Raw genomic sequence first — 13,966 nt, 5'->3', positions numbered from 1 at the left:
CCACACGACGAGCTTAGGTCCGCTGCGCGACGAACCCCAGCAACAGCTTCGCCGTCTGCTCAGGCGCTTCGAAGATCGGCACGTGCCCGACATCGGGCAACAGTTCGAGGCGCGCACCCGCCACCTCCACGTAGCGGTGCGCCAGCGACGGCTCATACCGGGGATCGGCGGCGCCGAAGATCACGAGTACCGGAACGTCGAGGACGGCCAGTCGCTCGGGCGCGCTGCGCTCCGCGAGGTATTTCGTGTTCTGCCGGATGAACTCCCGCATTCTCCGGTAACTCAAGCCGCGCATCTCGTCGAGCACGTCGCCCGGGATGGTCACCGGCCGGGCGCACATCGAGTTGATTCCCCGCTGCATCATCGCGTCGGTTCGCAGTGGCCACACCAGTGGACCGAGCGGCGGCGCCATCAGCGCACGCAGCAGCAGCGGTGGCCGGCGAACCGCATCGAGACCGGGCCCGGCACTGATCAGCGTCAGCGACCCGACCAGGTCGGGCCGCTGTTCGGCGAGCGCGATGCCGGCCCAGCCACCACTGGAATGCCCGGCTATCGCGACGCCCCGGAGACCGAGTTCGTCCAGAACCGCCGCCACCCGGCTCGCCTGCGCCGGTACGCCGTAGGACGTCTTGAACGAAAGTCGTCGCCCCCGATCATCGTCAGCCGGCCGGCGGGAAGAGCCTGATCCAGTCCGTGACCATGCTGCCGGTTCCGGTCTCGCAGCGCAGGCGGCAGATCTTGTCCGGGACCGGCAGGATGATGAAGAACCCGAGCTCGTCGGCCGTGAAGATGGTCGACTCGCCGTCGACGTCGTCGAGAACGATCTGCCCCGGTCCGGGTGGGACGATCTGGCCCAGGGCCCGGTCGTCCTGGATCTCGAGCTCCACCGACAGCGGCGCGGCGGTGAACACCAGGGTCCGGGGTTCGTTGCCCTTCGTCCGGTGCGCCGCGGCCGGTGCGAGCAGCGAGTCGAAGGTGAGTGATGCCCGGTTCAGCTCGTGGTCGATGGTCCGCCAGCTGTACGCGCCGCGGCCGAACTCAGCCACCCGGTCGATGAGCGGGTCAACGCTGCGGATCGCCTCGGCCAGGTCGGCCATCAGGGCGTCGTCGTCTCGCCATGGGTGGTTCATCATCGATCACCATTCGTCGTGGACGGAACTGGGCCGCGGGAGATCCCGGGCAGGTGGCGGCGGATCGGCTCGGTCCGCCGCAGCCGCTCCAACGCGCGGGCCCGGGTGGGGCCGATGCTTCCGATCGGGATACCGGTTCGGGCGCTGATGTCGGCGTAGGTCAGCGGCGGGTCGTGCGCGAGCAGTTGCAGAAGCAACCGCTGCTTCAACGGCAGTTCGGCGAATCCCGCCAGCAGGGCGTCTCGCCGTTCGCTGCGGATCAGTTGTTCGTCGGGGTTCTCGTGGGTCGCGTCGCTCAACAGTTTCGTGTCGGCCGGATCGTGCGGAACAGTGCGTCGCCGTGCGGCCATCAGGCGAAATCCTTCCCGGCGGGCGGTGGTGGCCAGCCACGACGGCAGGCTGTCCGGCTCACGGATCTCGGCGATGTGCTCGACGAGACGCAGCCACACGGCCTGCGCGACATCCTCGGCCTCGGCGGTGGACAGCCGAAGCCGGAAGCAGACACCGGTCAGCAACGGGGAATATCGGTGTACCAGTTCATCCCAGGCATGGTGATCACCACACCGCGCCTCGCGCACCAGACTGCCGATGGACGCGTTGCCCGTGCCGAGGGCAGTTGGATCCATGAGGGTGACTCCTTCCGTCAGCACTCCTCGCACTCGTCGCCGCACCCATGGACGTGGCAGCGAGCCTGATCCGGGTACAGCACCGGCCCCACGCCGGGTATCCGCTGTGCTCGCGCGAACTCGAGCAGGGTGTGGGCCGCCTGCCGGCCGCTCTCGTCGGTGCCGCTGGCCCGGGCCGCGATCAACCCGGCGACGATCGGGGTGGAGAAGCAGGTGCCGCCCCACTCCGCCAGCCCGGTGAAGTCCGCCTGCGCCCCGGGTGGGTCAAGGTAGGTGTAGTGCCCCTGAGTCAGCGCGTTGACCAGGCCTTCCCCCTGGGCGTAGACGTCGACCCACCGCCCGTAGTTGCTGAAGTCGGCGCGCTGCTGTCCGTCGGCGGTGAGGGCACCGACGCCGATCACCCAGGAACAGGCGGCCGGGAACTCCGGCGTCTGGCTGGCGTCGTTCGCGGCCGGCGCCAGGAAGGCGAGCCCTTTGATGTGCTGAATCTGCGTCTCGTAGAGCTCGTCGAAACACAGCGGGCTGCGCTGATCGATGGTTTCGGTCGCGAAGGTCAGCACCATGACGTCGGGCCGGTGGTTCAGCGCCTGGGAGATCTGCAGGCTCAGGTCGGACGTGAACGCGGCACCGTGCGTGGCCAGGGTGGGGCCGCCGGCGATGATGGAGAGCGAGCCTTCGACGAAGACAGTGGCGTGTGGAGCGATCGCTCGCAGGGTGCCCGCGACGAAGGTGCCGTGCCCGCCGTAATGCGCGATGTTCCCGTTGCTGATCAGCTTGTCGGGATCGCCGTAAACGCCGCCCGACAACCAAGGGTGCTGCGCATAGTCTGGGGCGAGGCCGGTGTCGACGACGCTGACCACGACACCCCTGCCGCTGAAGGCATCCCCGCCCGCGGCGATCGGCGGAACCGGTTCGGCGTTGACGACGGGAAGGGGCTCGTATGCGGGACAGGGGTGACTGGCGAGCACCGCGAGGTAGTCCAGGTCGGTCATGCGATGACCCAACTGCTCGTTCAAGGCCAGGACCACGTCCGGGGCCGGTCCGTCGGCCCGGTCCAGGGTCAGCAGGGCCAGGCCGGGGAACACCCGGATCGGGGATCGCCGGTGCTCCTCGTCGGCGCCGTGGGAACTGTCGTCCACATCGCGGCGGCGGGCCCGCAGCGCCTCCAAAACCTCGTCGACGTTCTCTTCCCGAACGAGGATGCTGCGCTTGCGATACATGAACCGAGGGCTTCGTCCTGACCCCGGCACGGGCGGGGGAAAGGCCGCAGCGCCGGTCGACCGCACTATGTGGTCGACCTCCGCGGCAAGCCCTGGCATCGAGCGTCTCATCTGAACCTCCGTCAGCGTCCCCGCCGTGGCGGGGTACGGGCCGCAACGTACGCACCTAGGAATAGGAGCAGCGAATGTCCGGCGCTGATACGGCTGATTTTTTGATAGCTGACAGTGATCGACTGCTCGCCATGGCGCTGGCCCGCCCGCACGAGGCGCTGGCCCAGGCCGAGGCCTGGCTTGCCGTCCGGCCGTCCGCGCTCCGCGCGGCGGTGGCCCACCAGGCCATCGGAGTCGTCCACCGCGATTTTGGCAACCTCGACGAAGCAATCCGACACTTGCGAACCGCTCTGCGCCTGGCCCGTCGCGCGGACGACCCGGCGCGAGCCGCCGACATCCAGGCCAGCCTCGGTGTCGCCCTGGTCATGGCCGGCCGAACCCGGCATGGCTTGCGAACACTCGACACGGTTATCCGGGCCGGCCTGGCCGACGGCCTCGGCCGCGCCGCCATCGGGCGCCTGCTGATCCGCCGGGTGTGGGTGTTGTGGTCGATCGGCCGCTACCCGGAGGCGCTGATCGACGCCGACCGAGCCGTCATGCTGCTACGCGGCACCGATCCGGTCTGGGAGGCCCGGGCGTACGACCATCGCGCCACCACGCAGCTCGCCCGCGGCGCGATCGACCGGGCGGACCGCGACTACGCCCACTCCGAGGTGCTGTTCCACCGGATCGGACAACGTCTGGAGTACGCCGACACGCGCCGGGCCCGCGCGGCCATAGCGTTCGCCCGAGGCGATCTGCCGACCGCGCTCGCGATGCTGGACGATGCCCGGCAGATTGTCGACGACCTCAAGGTGTTCGAGCCGGAACTACATCTGACCAGGTGCACGGCCTTGCTGGCGGCCGGGCTGGCCCGGGAGGCGGCCGAGGAGATCGAGGCCGCCGTCGAGCGCAGCCGCCGGCAGGGCGGATCAGCGACCCGGCGGGCGGAGCTGCTGACCGCGGCATCGACCGCGGCACTGGCTGTCGGTGACTACGAGACGGCCACGAGCCGGGCGGACGAGGCGTTGCGCCTGCTGCGCCGCCAGGCCCGGCCACAGTGGGCCGGTCGCGCGGAACTGGCGCTGCTGACCGCCCGGCACTCCGCCGGCAGTCAACCCGGCGACCTGCTCCGGCGAGCCCGCCGGCTGGCCGGACGTCTGGAACGGACCCAGCTGCCCGCGGCCGAGGCCCATTTCCTGGCCGGGCAGCTCGCCCTGCACGCCGGCCAGATCGCCGAGACCCACCGGCACCTCGCCGCCCCCGCCGCCGGGCGCGGCGGCGACCTCCAGCGACAGGTCCTGCGCTGGCATGCCCGCGCCCTCCTCGCACTCTCGCACCGCGACAGCCGGACCATGCTTGTCGCCTGCCGCCGGGGGCTGGCGTTGATCGACCAGTACCTGGGGACCCTGGGCGCAACGGAACTGCGGGCCCAGGCCACCACGCACGGGGCCGAGCTCGCCAGCCTCGCGCTGCGACACGCCATTCGCCGGGCGGACCCCTGGCAGGTTCTGCGCTGGAGCGAACGGTGGCGAGCCGTCGCGCTGGCCGTGCCACCCGCTCGCCGCCGGACCGACCCGCTCCTCGCCGCCGACCTGACGGCGCTGCGGCACCTGGCCGGCCGGCTCGACTCGGCCTCCGCACCCGGACAGATCCCGGCGGCGGCGCAGGCCGAGCGGCGGCGGCTGGAGGCCGCGGTACGGCGACGGGTGCTGCACACCTCGGCCGTGGCCCAGCCCCGCCCGCTCACCGGTCGCGCGTCCACCATCGGCCGGGACCTCGACCAGGTGCAACTGATCGAGCTGATCGACCTCGACGAGCAGTTGTACTGCCTGGTCGTCCGGCACGGGCGAGCGGAACTGGTCGAGGTCGGGCCCACCGCCGCCGCCGAGCGGGCCCTGGCCCACACCCTCTTCTCGCTCCGGCGGGCCGCCAGCCTCACGGGCACCACCGATCTGGAACAGGTCGGCGCCCGCTTGGAACGGGTCCTGCTCGGCTCGAGCACCTCGGTGCTCGAGCACGACCCGGTGGTCATCGTCCCGACCGGCCGGCTGCACGCGATCCCCTGGGCGATGCTGCCCTCGCTCCGCGACCGCGACATCACCGTCGCCCCCTCCGCGAGTACCTACGTGCGGGCCCGGGCCACCGTCCCGGCGAGCGAGCGGGTCGTCCTGGTCGGCGGCCCGAACCTGTCGACCGGTGCCGACGAGGTACTCGCTCTGGCCCAGCGATACCCGGACGCCATCGTGCTGACCGACGGCGAGGCCACGGTCGAACGCGTGCTCGGCGCGGCCGACGGTGCCGGGCTCGTCCACATCGCGGCGCACGGAACCTTTCGCGCCGACAGCCCCCTGTTCTCGGCCCTGGAGCTCGACGACGGCCCGCTGACCGTCTACGACCTGGAGAGGCTCCACCGAGCCCCGTACCACGTCGTGTTGTCGAGTTGCGACTCCGCGGTGGGCGCGCCGTCCGGAGCCGACGAACTGCTCGGCATCGTCACGGCCCTGATCTCGCTCGGCTCCGCCGGAGTACTGGCCAGCGTGGTCCGGGTCGACGACCCCAGCACCGTGCCCCTCATGGTCGACCTGCACCATCACCTGCGGCAGGGAGCCGGCCTCTCCCAGGCGCACCTGCTGGCCCGCCAGGCCGCCCGCCCCGACCCCGCCCGCCGGATCACCGCCGACTCCTTCATCCCACTCGGCGCCTGAACCCCGGTGGCCTGCGGTTACGTCGCGGCGCTCGCCGGGCGGGCTATGCGTGGATTAAGCGCCGAATAGGTGCGGGCCGGTCAGCTGCTTCCGTCAGAACCGGATCCATCAGGGGGAATGCACGATGGCTACTACCACGACCGCGAACGCCGAAGACGCGGACATCAAGCTGCTCTACGTCGCCGCCCAGGGCACCGACTTCACCGTCGAGGTGCTGGACCTGGCCACGCCGTTCGACGTCATCGCCGATGTCGAGATCGGCGAGAACCTGAACGAGAACGTCAAGGAGCACTCGATCCGGGTGTCGATCGTCAACCTCAGCTCCGCCGCCCGGATCGACCTCAACAGTGTGACGGCGCCGCTCACGCCGCAGAACAACACGCCGCGGCGGGAGCGTCTACGGGTACCGTTCGGCGCGCTCGCCAACGCCGACCCCGGTGACGTCATCCAGGCGATCGGCACCTACAAGGTGACCGCGGGAGTGAACACCGACGTCTCCACCGCGTTCAGCGCGACCTTCACCGTTGGTGGCTGACCACGATGAATCACGCCGGCTGGGGCATCCGCCCCGGCCGGCGCAGCCGTTCGTAGAGGTCGGTCGTCTCGGCGGCCGGCCGTACCCGCAGGTCGGACCACAGCGTGGTGACCAGCTCCTGATAGTGCAGCAGGGCCAGATGGCGCAGGCCGGTCACCGCATAGCTCAGCATCAGCGCCCGGTGGGCGCCCTCGTTGCACGGGTCCTCGGACAGGATCCGCCGGGCCAGGGCCGCCGCGGCGCCGTGCTCGCCACGCCCGGTGTGCAGCAGAAGCAGGCGGCTCTGCGCTTCGAGGGCGACAGCACGTAAGGCCGCACGCCGGGGCGCGGCCCATTCCGCGTACGGCCGGTCGGCGAGAAACTCCCCGCGTAACAACAACCCAGCCGCCTCGTACTGGCGCAACGCCTCGGCGGCATCGCCGCCGCCGTCCGCCCGCCGGCCGGCCCGGCAGCACCGCTCGAACTCGTCGGCGTCGGTCCACACCTCGGCGGCGGGAGCGATCCGGTATCCCTCGCCCCGCCGCTCGATCACCGGCTCGGCCGACGCCTCCCGCAGCGTTTTACGCGCCCCGGCCAGCACCACGTGCAGCCGGTTACGCCCGGCGGCCGGCCGGGCCCGCGGCCAGAAGGTGTCGATGAGTACATCCCGCGGGACCGCGGCCTCCCGGTGCAGCAGCAGGTAGAGGACCAGGTCCCGGCCGTGCCGGCTGGGCGTTTCGACCAGCCGGCCGTTGACGATCACCTGGACATCACCGAGCAGGTACGCCCGTATCCGAATCCCATGCATAGTGGGAAGACCCCGTCGCGTCTCCACCTGATACAGATCGGGAGCGCGGCCAGGTGGCGCCATGCACGACGATCTCCTGCGCCATGCCCTTCAGCCGCGCGTGCAGGATCGTGGTGGAACCGTCCGCCCAGGTGTCGAGGATGCGTTCCCCGCCGCACCGGGCGGCCTGCGGTCCCACGTACACCGTGTTCGGGCCGGCCAGGTCGCACAGCCGGGACGCCACCGTCACCGCCCGTCCCCACACCCCGAATGTCGCGGATTGCCACGACGGGCTGACCAGCACCTCGCCACACTCGACACCGACGTGCGCCGGCAGGCTCAACGGCGCGTTCCCGCCGACGCGCACCACCATCAGGCCGGCTTGCACCGCGTGTTCCACCTCCTCGCCGGCCGCGGTCCGGGCCGACGCCGGGCCCAGGCCGAAGACCGCCATGAACCCGTCGCCCAAGACCTGCTGGATCATCCCCCCGTACTCGGTGACCAGCAGCGCGAGTTCGTCCAGCACCGGTGCCACCCGCTCGTAGACCGTCTCCGGCGGCGCCGATTCGACCAGAGCGGTAAAGCCGCTCAGGTCAACGAAGAGCACGGCCACGTGCCGCCGTTCCAGTCCGGTTCGGTCGCGAGTCAGCATCAACCCTTGCATTGGTCCCCCTCACCCCGAGTTACAGGCGAGGGAGTCCAAGGATCTGCCTGCTGATACACCCCGGCGGAAGGTCTGACCGAAGGACGGAGATTAGTTCACGGCCGGTGGTTCGACCGTGCTCACCGCGACGGCGGTGCCCGACGGCACCGAGGTGCCCGGGGCCACCGCCTGGCGGGTGACCAGGGACGAGTCGGGGGCGTCGTCCGGGACCAGCAGGGTCACGTTGCTCTGGCTGGCTGTTTCGCGGGCCTCGCCCAGCGTCTGGTTGCGCAGTTCCGGCACGGTCTGCTGGTTCTGGCGCTCGGCCTCCTCCAGCAGTTCCCGCACCCGGATGCTGGTCCACAGGTAGTAGAGCAGGAACCCGGCCAGCACTCCGATGATCAGCAGGGACAGGCCGACCGCGCCGGCATAGGAGGTGCCGCCCAGCGGCGCGTGCAGTGCGTGCGCCAGCGAGCGCATCGCCGGGACGGCCTTGCCCAGGTTGACCAGGCCCAGGCCGATGACGATGGTGGTCAGCCAGTCCGAGACCTTGATCAGGTTGGAGTTGGTCAGGTAGAAGGTGCTGGCCGTCGAGTTCTCGGCCAGGCGGGCCCGGGGCAGCCCGAACATGAAGCCCAGCGCCGCGCCGACCGCGGCCGCCGCCACGAACAGCAGGAACGCGGTGACCCCGGCGCCGCCGTCGCGGGTGCTCACCGACAGCAGCACCGCCACGATGATCATGCCGAGCAGCATGCTGATCGCGATGACCAGCACGCCGCGCTGGATCTTGTCGCCGGCACCGCGTTCGCGGCCGGGGGAAAAGAGATCTCGGAAGCCCACCGAGTCATTATCCTCGATGGCTCAACAGCACCGGACGCAGCCGGTCCAGCACCGCCGGGTCCTCGATGGTGGACGGCACCGGCTCGTCGGCGCCGTCGGCGATACCGCGCATGGTGCGGCGCAGGATCTTGCCGGAGCGGGTCTTCGGCAGCGCCGAGACCACGTCCACCCGGCGCAACGACGCCACCGGGCCGATCTGCGCCCGTACCATCGCGACCAGCTCTTCCTCCAGGCCGATCGGGTCGACCTGGGCGCCGGACTTCAGCACCACGAAGCCGCGTGGCAGCTGGCCCTTGAGCGGGTCGGCCACCCCGATCACCGCGCATTCGGCCACCGCCGGATGCCCGGCCAGGACCTCCTCCATGGCGCCGGTCGACAGCCGGTGCCCGGCCACGTTGATCACGTCGTCGGTGCGGCCCATCACGTACAGGTAGCCGTCGGCGTCGAACCGCCCGCCGTCACCGGTCAGGTAGTTGCCCGGATAGGCCGACAGATAGGAACTGACGTAGCGGGCGTCGTCGCCCCACAGCGTGGGCAGGCAGCCCGGCGGCAGCGGCAGTTCCAGGAGGATCGTGCCGTCCTCGCCCGGGGCCGCATCGGAACCGGACGGCGACACCACCCGGACCCGGTAACCGGGCATCGGCACCGACGGGGACCCTGGCTTGGTCGGCAGCACCTCGATGCCGCGCGGGCTGGCCGCGATCGGCCAGCCGGTCTCGGTCTGCCACCAGTTGTCGATCACCGGAACACCCAGCAGAGAGCCGGCCCATTCGTACGTCTGCGGGTCGAGTCTTTCTCCGGCCAGGAACAGCAGTCGCAGGCCGGGCAGGTCGCGCCGCAAAAGGCCGGACGGATCCTCCTTCTTGATCGCCCGGATCGCGGTGGGCGCGGTGAACATCGTGGTCACCCGATGCTGGGCGGCGACCCGCCAGAACGCTCCGGCATCCGGGGTGCCGACCGGTTTCCCCTCGTACAGGACGGTGGTGGCGCCGGTGAGCAACGGCCCGTACACGATGTAGGAATGACCCACCACCCAGCCGACGTCGGACGCCGCCCAGAAGAAATCGCCGGGCCCGGTCTTGAAGATCTTCTCCATCGACCAGCGCAACGCGACCGCGTGCCCGCCGTTGTCCCGGACCACGCCCTTCGGTTTTCCGGTCGTCCCGGAGGTGTAGAGGATGTAGAGCGGGTCGGTGGCCGCGACCGGCACGCAGTCGGCCGGTTCCGCGCCGTCGATTGCCGCACCCCAGCTGACGTCGCGCCCTTCCCGGAGACGCCCGGGATGCTGCGGGCGCTGGAAGATCACGCACTGTGCAGGCTGGTGAGACGCCAGCTCGAGGGCGGCGTCGAGCATCGGCAGGTAGGGCACCACCCGGCCGGCCTCGACCCCGCACGACGCGGCGATCACCACGGTCGGCCGGGCGTCGTCGATGCGGGCCGCGAGTTCCTTCGCGCCGAAACCGCCGAACACCACCGAATGCACCGCGCCGAGCCGGGCGCAGGCCAGCATCGCCACCACGGTCTCCGGGATCATCGCCATGTAGATCACCACCCGGTCACCCCGGGCGACTCCCAACCGGCGCAGTGCGCCGGCAAAAACAGCGACTTCGTCGCGCAGACCCCGATAGGTGTACGTCGTGAGCACTCCCGTCACCGGACTGTCGTGCACCAGGGCGGGCTGCTCGCCGCGCCCCGCGTCGACGTGCCGGTCGAGGGCGTTGTGGCAGGTGTTGAGCTCGGCACCGGGGAACCACCGGTACAGCGGGGCGGCACTGTCGTCGAGGATCCGGCCGGGTGGTGTCACCCAGTCGATCAGGCCGGAGGCATCCCGCCAGAAGCCCTCGGGATCAGTCACGCTCCGCTCGTACGCCCGCCGATAGTCGCCCATGCGCCCCAGTCAACACCCGCGTCCCGGCCGGATCTCCGACCACGCCGGAACGCGCGCCGAACGGTACGGCATCTGCGCCGAAACGGCCTGGTCAACCTGGCGATAAGCTGGCAAAACTGGGAAATCACTCCGTAGCCTGACATCATGGGTCTCTTCGGAAAACGGGCGCTGGACCAGCCGGTTGCGACACGGCACGTTCCCCGTGACATCGAGGCACTGGAAGAGTTCGTGGCGAACCTCGAGAGCGCCACCGACGAAGCCAGCACCTGGCGAATCTTCGCGTCCACCTACGTCGAGTTCTACGACATGGAGTACGGCGCGGCCTGGATTGTCGAGAACGGTGTGCCGCGCGTCGAATACGAAGTGGGCCGCATCGTCAGCTCGATGACCGGCACCGCCGGCGCGGCCGCCCTGGTCCAGCAGGCGATCCGCACCCGCGAGGCCGCCTACGCCGACAGCGCCGGCAACGACTCGCGGATGGCCGCCGCGATGCGCGGTGGCGCGATCGCCGCCATCGCCCTGCCGATCGTCCGGCGCGGCACCGTCACCGCCGTCCTGGAGCTCTACGGCCGCACCCCGAGCGCCCTGGACAGCGCCCTGATCAGCAAGTGGGGCGCGATCATGCGGGTCGCCGAGCAGGCCCGGCAGGCCGCGCTCGCCTCGTTCCTGACCCGGCAGATCGCCGACGACCGGCTCGCCGTCACCACCGTGGTCAGCGCCCTCGGCCACACCAATGACTCGTCCCGGGCGTTGAAATCCGCCCTGGACGCCGTCCGCACCGCGTTCGGCTGGGCCTACGGCTCGTACTGGGAGATCGACGACAGCGAGAACGTCCTCAAGTTCAAGGTCGAATCCGGTTCGGCCGGCGACGAGTTCCGCAAGGTGACCCTGGCCGCCACCTTCGCCGAGGGCGTCGGCCTGTCCGGCCGCGCCTGGCGGGCCAAGGACCTGGTCTTCGTCCGCAACATCGGAGACCTGACCGACTGCGTACGCGCACCGGCCGCCACCCGCGCCGGGGTCCGCTCCGGGGTGTGTTTCCCGATCGTCAGCATGGACCGGATCGTCGGCACGATGGACTTCTTCACCACCGAGTTCATCGACCTCAGCGACTCGCGGGCGGACGCGCTGCGCAACGTGCAGCAGCTGGTCTCGCAGCGCCTGGACATCGTCCGCGGCGCCGAGATCTCCGCCGTCAACGCCCGCAACCTGCTCGACACCGTGTCCCGGCTGCGCGAGGCCACCAACGACGCCACCCGGGTCGCCGACGACGCGGTCAGCCGCGCCTCCGACATGACCGGCGACGTGACCGCGCTCGGCGAGGCCTCCAACGCGATCGGCGACGTCATCAAGGTGATCACCTCGATCGCCGACCAGACCAACCTGCTGGCCCTGAACGCCACCATCGAGGCGGCCCGGGCCGGCGAGATCGGCAAGGGCTTCGCGGTCGTCGCCGGCGAGGTCAAGGAACTGGCCCGGGAGACCGCCGAGGCCACCAAGCGGGTCTCCGAGCAGATCGCCGCCCTGCAAGCCAGCGCCGAATCGGTGGCCGGCGGTATCCGCACCACCAGCGAGACCATCGGTCAGCTGGACGCGGTGCAGGCCCGGATCGGCGAAGTGCTCGAAGAGCAGGCCACCATGGCCCACGCCTTCGAGCACTGACGCTCTGCTTTACCCACTCAGTAACGGAACCGCGACACCAGGCTCTGCAGCTGACCGGCCGTGACGGCCAGCTCGTCGGCGGCCTGCCGGGTGTCACCCACGGCACCCGACGTACGGCGGGTCGCGTCCGAGACCGTACCGATCGTCTCGGCGATGTTGCCGGCACCCGCCGCCGCCTCGGAAAGCGTACGGTTCATCTCCTGCGTCGTTGCCGTTTGTTCTTCCACCGCCGAGGCGATGGCCAGCTGGATGCCGTTGATCCGCTCGATGATCGCGGAGATCTCGCCGATCGCGGCGACCGCGCCGTCGGTGTCGGTCTGGATCGTCGACACCCGCCGCGAGATGTCCTCGGTGGCCTTCGCGGTCTCCTGCGCGAGGTCCTTGACCTCACCGGCGACCACCGCGAAGCCCTTGCCGGACTCCCCGGCCCGAGCGGCCTCGATCGTCGCGTTCAACGCCAGCAGGTTGGTCTGCTCGGCGATCGCGGTGATCGTCTTGACCACGGTCGCGATCTCGGCCGACGACTCCCCGAGCCGCCCCACGATCGCGTTGGTCTGCGCGGCCACCGCGACGGCCTGCACGGCTACCTCGGACGCCTCGCTGGTGGAGACGCTGATGTCCCGGATCGCCGAGCCCATCTCCTCCGAGCCGGCCGACACCACCTGCAGGTTGTTGGAGACCACATCGGCCGCCGAGGCCACCGAGCCGGCCTGCGCCGACGCCTCGGACGCGGCCGCGTCGACCTCACCGGACACCGCGGTCAGCTGGGCGGCCGCCGAGTTGAGCGTGCCGGCGTTGCCGACCAGCTGAATGACGTCCTCGCGCAGCCGGGAGATCCCTCGGTCCAGTGCCGCGGCCATCCTGCCCAGCTCGTCGTCGCTGGTCACCCCGGAGGTGCGGGTGAGGTCGCCGTCGGCCAGCCCCTCGGCCAGATGCGACACCCCCTGCACCGCACCGCGCACCCGGCCGGCCACCCGGAACCCGACCAGGAGGCTCAGCACCACGCCGACCGCGAGCATGCCGGACACCACCCAGGTCGCCTTGTCGGCGTCCGCTTCGGCGTCCGCGATGCTCGCCTCGGAGAGCGAGGTGGCCCGTTCCTGCAGCGTGGTCTCGTCGGTGACCAGGGCGCCGTAGAGGCCGTTGTACTCCTCCAGCACGGTGGAGAGCTGGGCGGCGGTGAACTTGCTGCGGTCGGTCGCGATGAAGGTGAGGAAGGCATCCCAGTCGGTCTTGGCCTTGGCCACCGCGGTGACGCCCGCGCTGTCGTCCGACAGGCTCGACGCCAGGCTGGTCAGGGCGTCGTCGACGGCCGCCTTGTTGGCGGCCTGCGACTTCTTGATCGTGTCGGCCAGGCTGGGGTACAGCGCCAGCGCCGACTGGTTACCCGAGTACGACTCGATGTTCTTGGCGAACGAGGCCGCCGCGGCCTCGACCGCGATGGTCCGGCGCTGCGCCGCCGCGGCATTGTCGTTCTGCCGGTTCAGCGTCACGATGCCCACGACGCCGACGATCAGACCACAGATCGTCCCGATCAGAACGGCCGTACCGATCTTGGTACGCAGCGACCGGTTGTCGAACCCACTAAGCAGTCCCATTCCTGGCCCTCTCGTGATCGCACGTCGCGTAGTAAAGATCGGCACCGCCGTCCCCCACGATGAGCGCGAAGAGCGAGATTTCCTGATTCGGCCGCAGTCGACGCCTTAGATCCGACGTTCCGCTACCGCCTGCTTCGCCGCTTTCGCTTACCCGCGGTGGCCGCCCGCACCCCTCGCAAGGCGTCCTAGGAGGCTAGGTTCCATCCGGACCGGCCCGGCCACTCGCGGCGAATCGCCGCGAGGCGAGCGGAACCCCCGGTACG

The 13,966-nt window shown here is 70.4% G+C and carries 11 protein-coding genes and 1 pseudogene; 3 read left to right on the top strand and 9 right to left on the bottom strand.

All coding sequences use genetic code 11. The features are described from left to right. Positions 1-13: 13 nt before the first annotated feature. From Ate02nite_RS24255 to Ate02nite_RS24240, 4 genes and pseudogenes are all read right to left on the bottom strand, one after another. Positions 14-664 (bottom strand): annotated as a pseudogene (locus Ate02nite_RS24255) (alpha/beta fold hydrolase); the annotation flags it as partial. After that, positions 660-1,133, bottom strand: coding sequence for a hypothetical protein (locus Ate02nite_RS24250; protein ID WP_203809329.1), 474 nt, complete (start codon positions 1,131-1,133; stop codon positions 660-662). The gene Ate02nite_RS24250 and the pseudogene Ate02nite_RS24255, both read right to left, overlap by 5 nt. Then, on the bottom strand, positions 1,130-1,789 hold the full coding sequence (locus Ate02nite_RS24245) for an RNA polymerase sigma factor (RefSeq protein WP_239147643.1): 660 nt from the start codon (positions 1,787-1,789) through the stop codon (positions 1,130-1,132). Before Ate02nite_RS24245 ends, Ate02nite_RS24250 begins: the two co-directional genes overlap by 4 nt. Next, positions 1,774-2,976 (bottom strand): S8 family peptidase, encoded by a 1,203-nt coding sequence (locus Ate02nite_RS24240; protein ID WP_203809327.1) that lies wholly within the window; start codon positions 2,974-2,976, stop codon positions 1,774-1,776. The genes Ate02nite_RS24245 and Ate02nite_RS24240 overlap by 16 nt, the downstream gene beginning before the upstream one ends. Positions 2,977-3,161: 185 nt before the next feature. Here Ate02nite_RS24240 and Ate02nite_RS24235 point away from each other — a divergent pair, with 185 nt between their 5' ends. Both Ate02nite_RS24235 and Ate02nite_RS24230 read left to right on the top strand, forming a co-directional pair. Next, complete coding sequence (locus Ate02nite_RS24235; RefSeq protein WP_203809325.1) at positions 3,162-5,774, top strand: CHAT domain-containing protein; 2,613 nt, start codon at positions 3,162-3,164, stop codon at positions 5,772-5,774. 124 nt (positions 5,775-5,898) lie between these two features. Further along, positions 5,899-6,309: a hypothetical protein gene (locus tag Ate02nite_RS24230; RefSeq protein ID WP_203809323.1), complete on the top strand. Its 411-nt coding sequence runs from the start codon at positions 5,899-5,901 to the stop codon at positions 6,307-6,309. Between the two features lie 10 nt (positions 6,310-6,319). On the opposite strand, the gene Ate02nite_RS24225 is transcribed toward Ate02nite_RS24230, so the two are convergent. The 4 genes from Ate02nite_RS24225 to Ate02nite_RS24210 form a co-directional block, all read right to left on the bottom strand. Beyond that, on the bottom strand, positions 6,320-7,096 hold the full coding sequence (locus Ate02nite_RS24225; protein ID WP_203809321.1) for an AfsR/SARP family transcriptional regulator: 777 nt from the start codon (positions 7,094-7,096) through the stop codon (positions 6,320-6,322). Next, positions 7,059-7,727 (bottom strand): adenylate/guanylate cyclase domain-containing protein, encoded by a 669-nt coding sequence (locus tag Ate02nite_RS24220; protein WP_203809319.1) that lies wholly within the window; start codon positions 7,725-7,727, stop codon positions 7,059-7,061. Before Ate02nite_RS24220 ends, Ate02nite_RS24225 begins: the two co-directional genes overlap by 38 nt. 102 nt (positions 7,728-7,829) lie before the next feature. After that, entirely contained in the window at positions 7,830-8,558 is a 729-nt protein-coding gene (locus Ate02nite_RS24215) for a PASTA domain-containing protein (RefSeq protein ID WP_203809317.1), read from the bottom strand. A 7-nt stretch (positions 8,559-8,565) separates the two neighbouring features. Next, positions 8,566-10,446 (bottom strand): propionyl-CoA synthetase, encoded by a 1,881-nt coding sequence (locus Ate02nite_RS24210; protein WP_203809315.1) that lies wholly within the window; start codon positions 10,444-10,446, stop codon positions 8,566-8,568. Positions 10,447-10,590: 144 nt separating this feature from the next. Between Ate02nite_RS24210 and Ate02nite_RS24205 the strand changes: the two genes are divergently transcribed. Further along, positions 10,591-12,105 carry a methyl-accepting chemotaxis protein gene (locus Ate02nite_RS24205; RefSeq protein WP_203809313.1) on the top strand — a complete coding sequence of 505 codons (1,515 nt, stop codon included), beginning with the start codon at positions 10,591-10,593 and terminating at the stop codon, positions 12,103-12,105. A 17-nt stretch (positions 12,106-12,122) separates the two neighbouring features. Here Ate02nite_RS24205 and Ate02nite_RS24200 read toward each other — a convergent pair whose 3' ends face one another. Beyond that, positions 12,123-13,703, bottom strand: a complete 1,581-nt coding sequence (locus Ate02nite_RS24200) for a methyl-accepting chemotaxis protein (RefSeq protein ID WP_203809311.1) — start codon at positions 13,701-13,703, stop codon at positions 12,123-12,125. Between the last annotated feature and the right edge of the window lie 263 nt (positions 13,704-13,966).

The organism is Paractinoplanes tereljensis, assembly GCF_016862435.1.
Taxonomy (GTDB): Bacteria; Actinomycetota; Actinomycetes; order Mycobacteriales; family Micromonosporaceae; genus Actinoplanes; species Actinoplanes tereljensis.
Note: the sequence above shows the minus strand (reverse complement) of the source record. Positions and strands in the feature narration are given on the sequence as shown.

Excerpts from the sequence above, each read along its gene's own strand:
- Ate02nite_RS24230 (WP_203809323.1), top strand. The coding sequence starts at position 5,899 with ATGGCTACTACCACGACCGCGAACGCCGAAGACGCGGACATCAAGCTG.
- Ate02nite_RS24250 (WP_203809329.1), bottom strand. The coding sequence starts at position 1,133 with ATGATGAACCACCCATGGCGAGACGACGACGCCCTGATGGCCGACCTG.
- Ate02nite_RS24210 (WP_203809315.1), bottom strand. The coding sequence starts at position 10,446 with ATGGGCGACTATCGGCGGGCGTACGAGCGGAGCGTGACTGATCCCGAG.
- Ate02nite_RS24225 (WP_203809321.1), bottom strand. The coding sequence starts at position 7,096 with ATGCATGGGATTCGGATACGGGCGTACCTGCTCGGTGATGTCCAGGTG.
- Ate02nite_RS24235 (WP_203809325.1), top strand. The coding sequence starts at position 3,162 with ATGTCCGGCGCTGATACGGCTGATTTTTTGATAGCTGACAGTGATCGA.
- Ate02nite_RS24205 (WP_203809313.1), top strand. The coding sequence starts at position 10,591 with ATGGGTCTCTTCGGAAAACGGGCGCTGGACCAGCCGGTTGCGACACGG.
- Ate02nite_RS24220 (WP_203809319.1), bottom strand. The coding sequence starts at position 7,727 with ATGCTGACTCGCGACCGAACCGGACTGGAACGGCGGCACGTGGCCGTG.
- Ate02nite_RS24240 (WP_203809327.1), bottom strand. The coding sequence starts at position 2,976 with ATGTATCGCAAGCGCAGCATCCTCGTTCGGGAAGAGAACGTCGACGAG.
- Ate02nite_RS24200 (WP_203809311.1), bottom strand. The coding sequence starts at position 13,703 with ATGGGACTGCTTAGTGGGTTCGACAACCGGTCGCTGCGTACCAAGATC.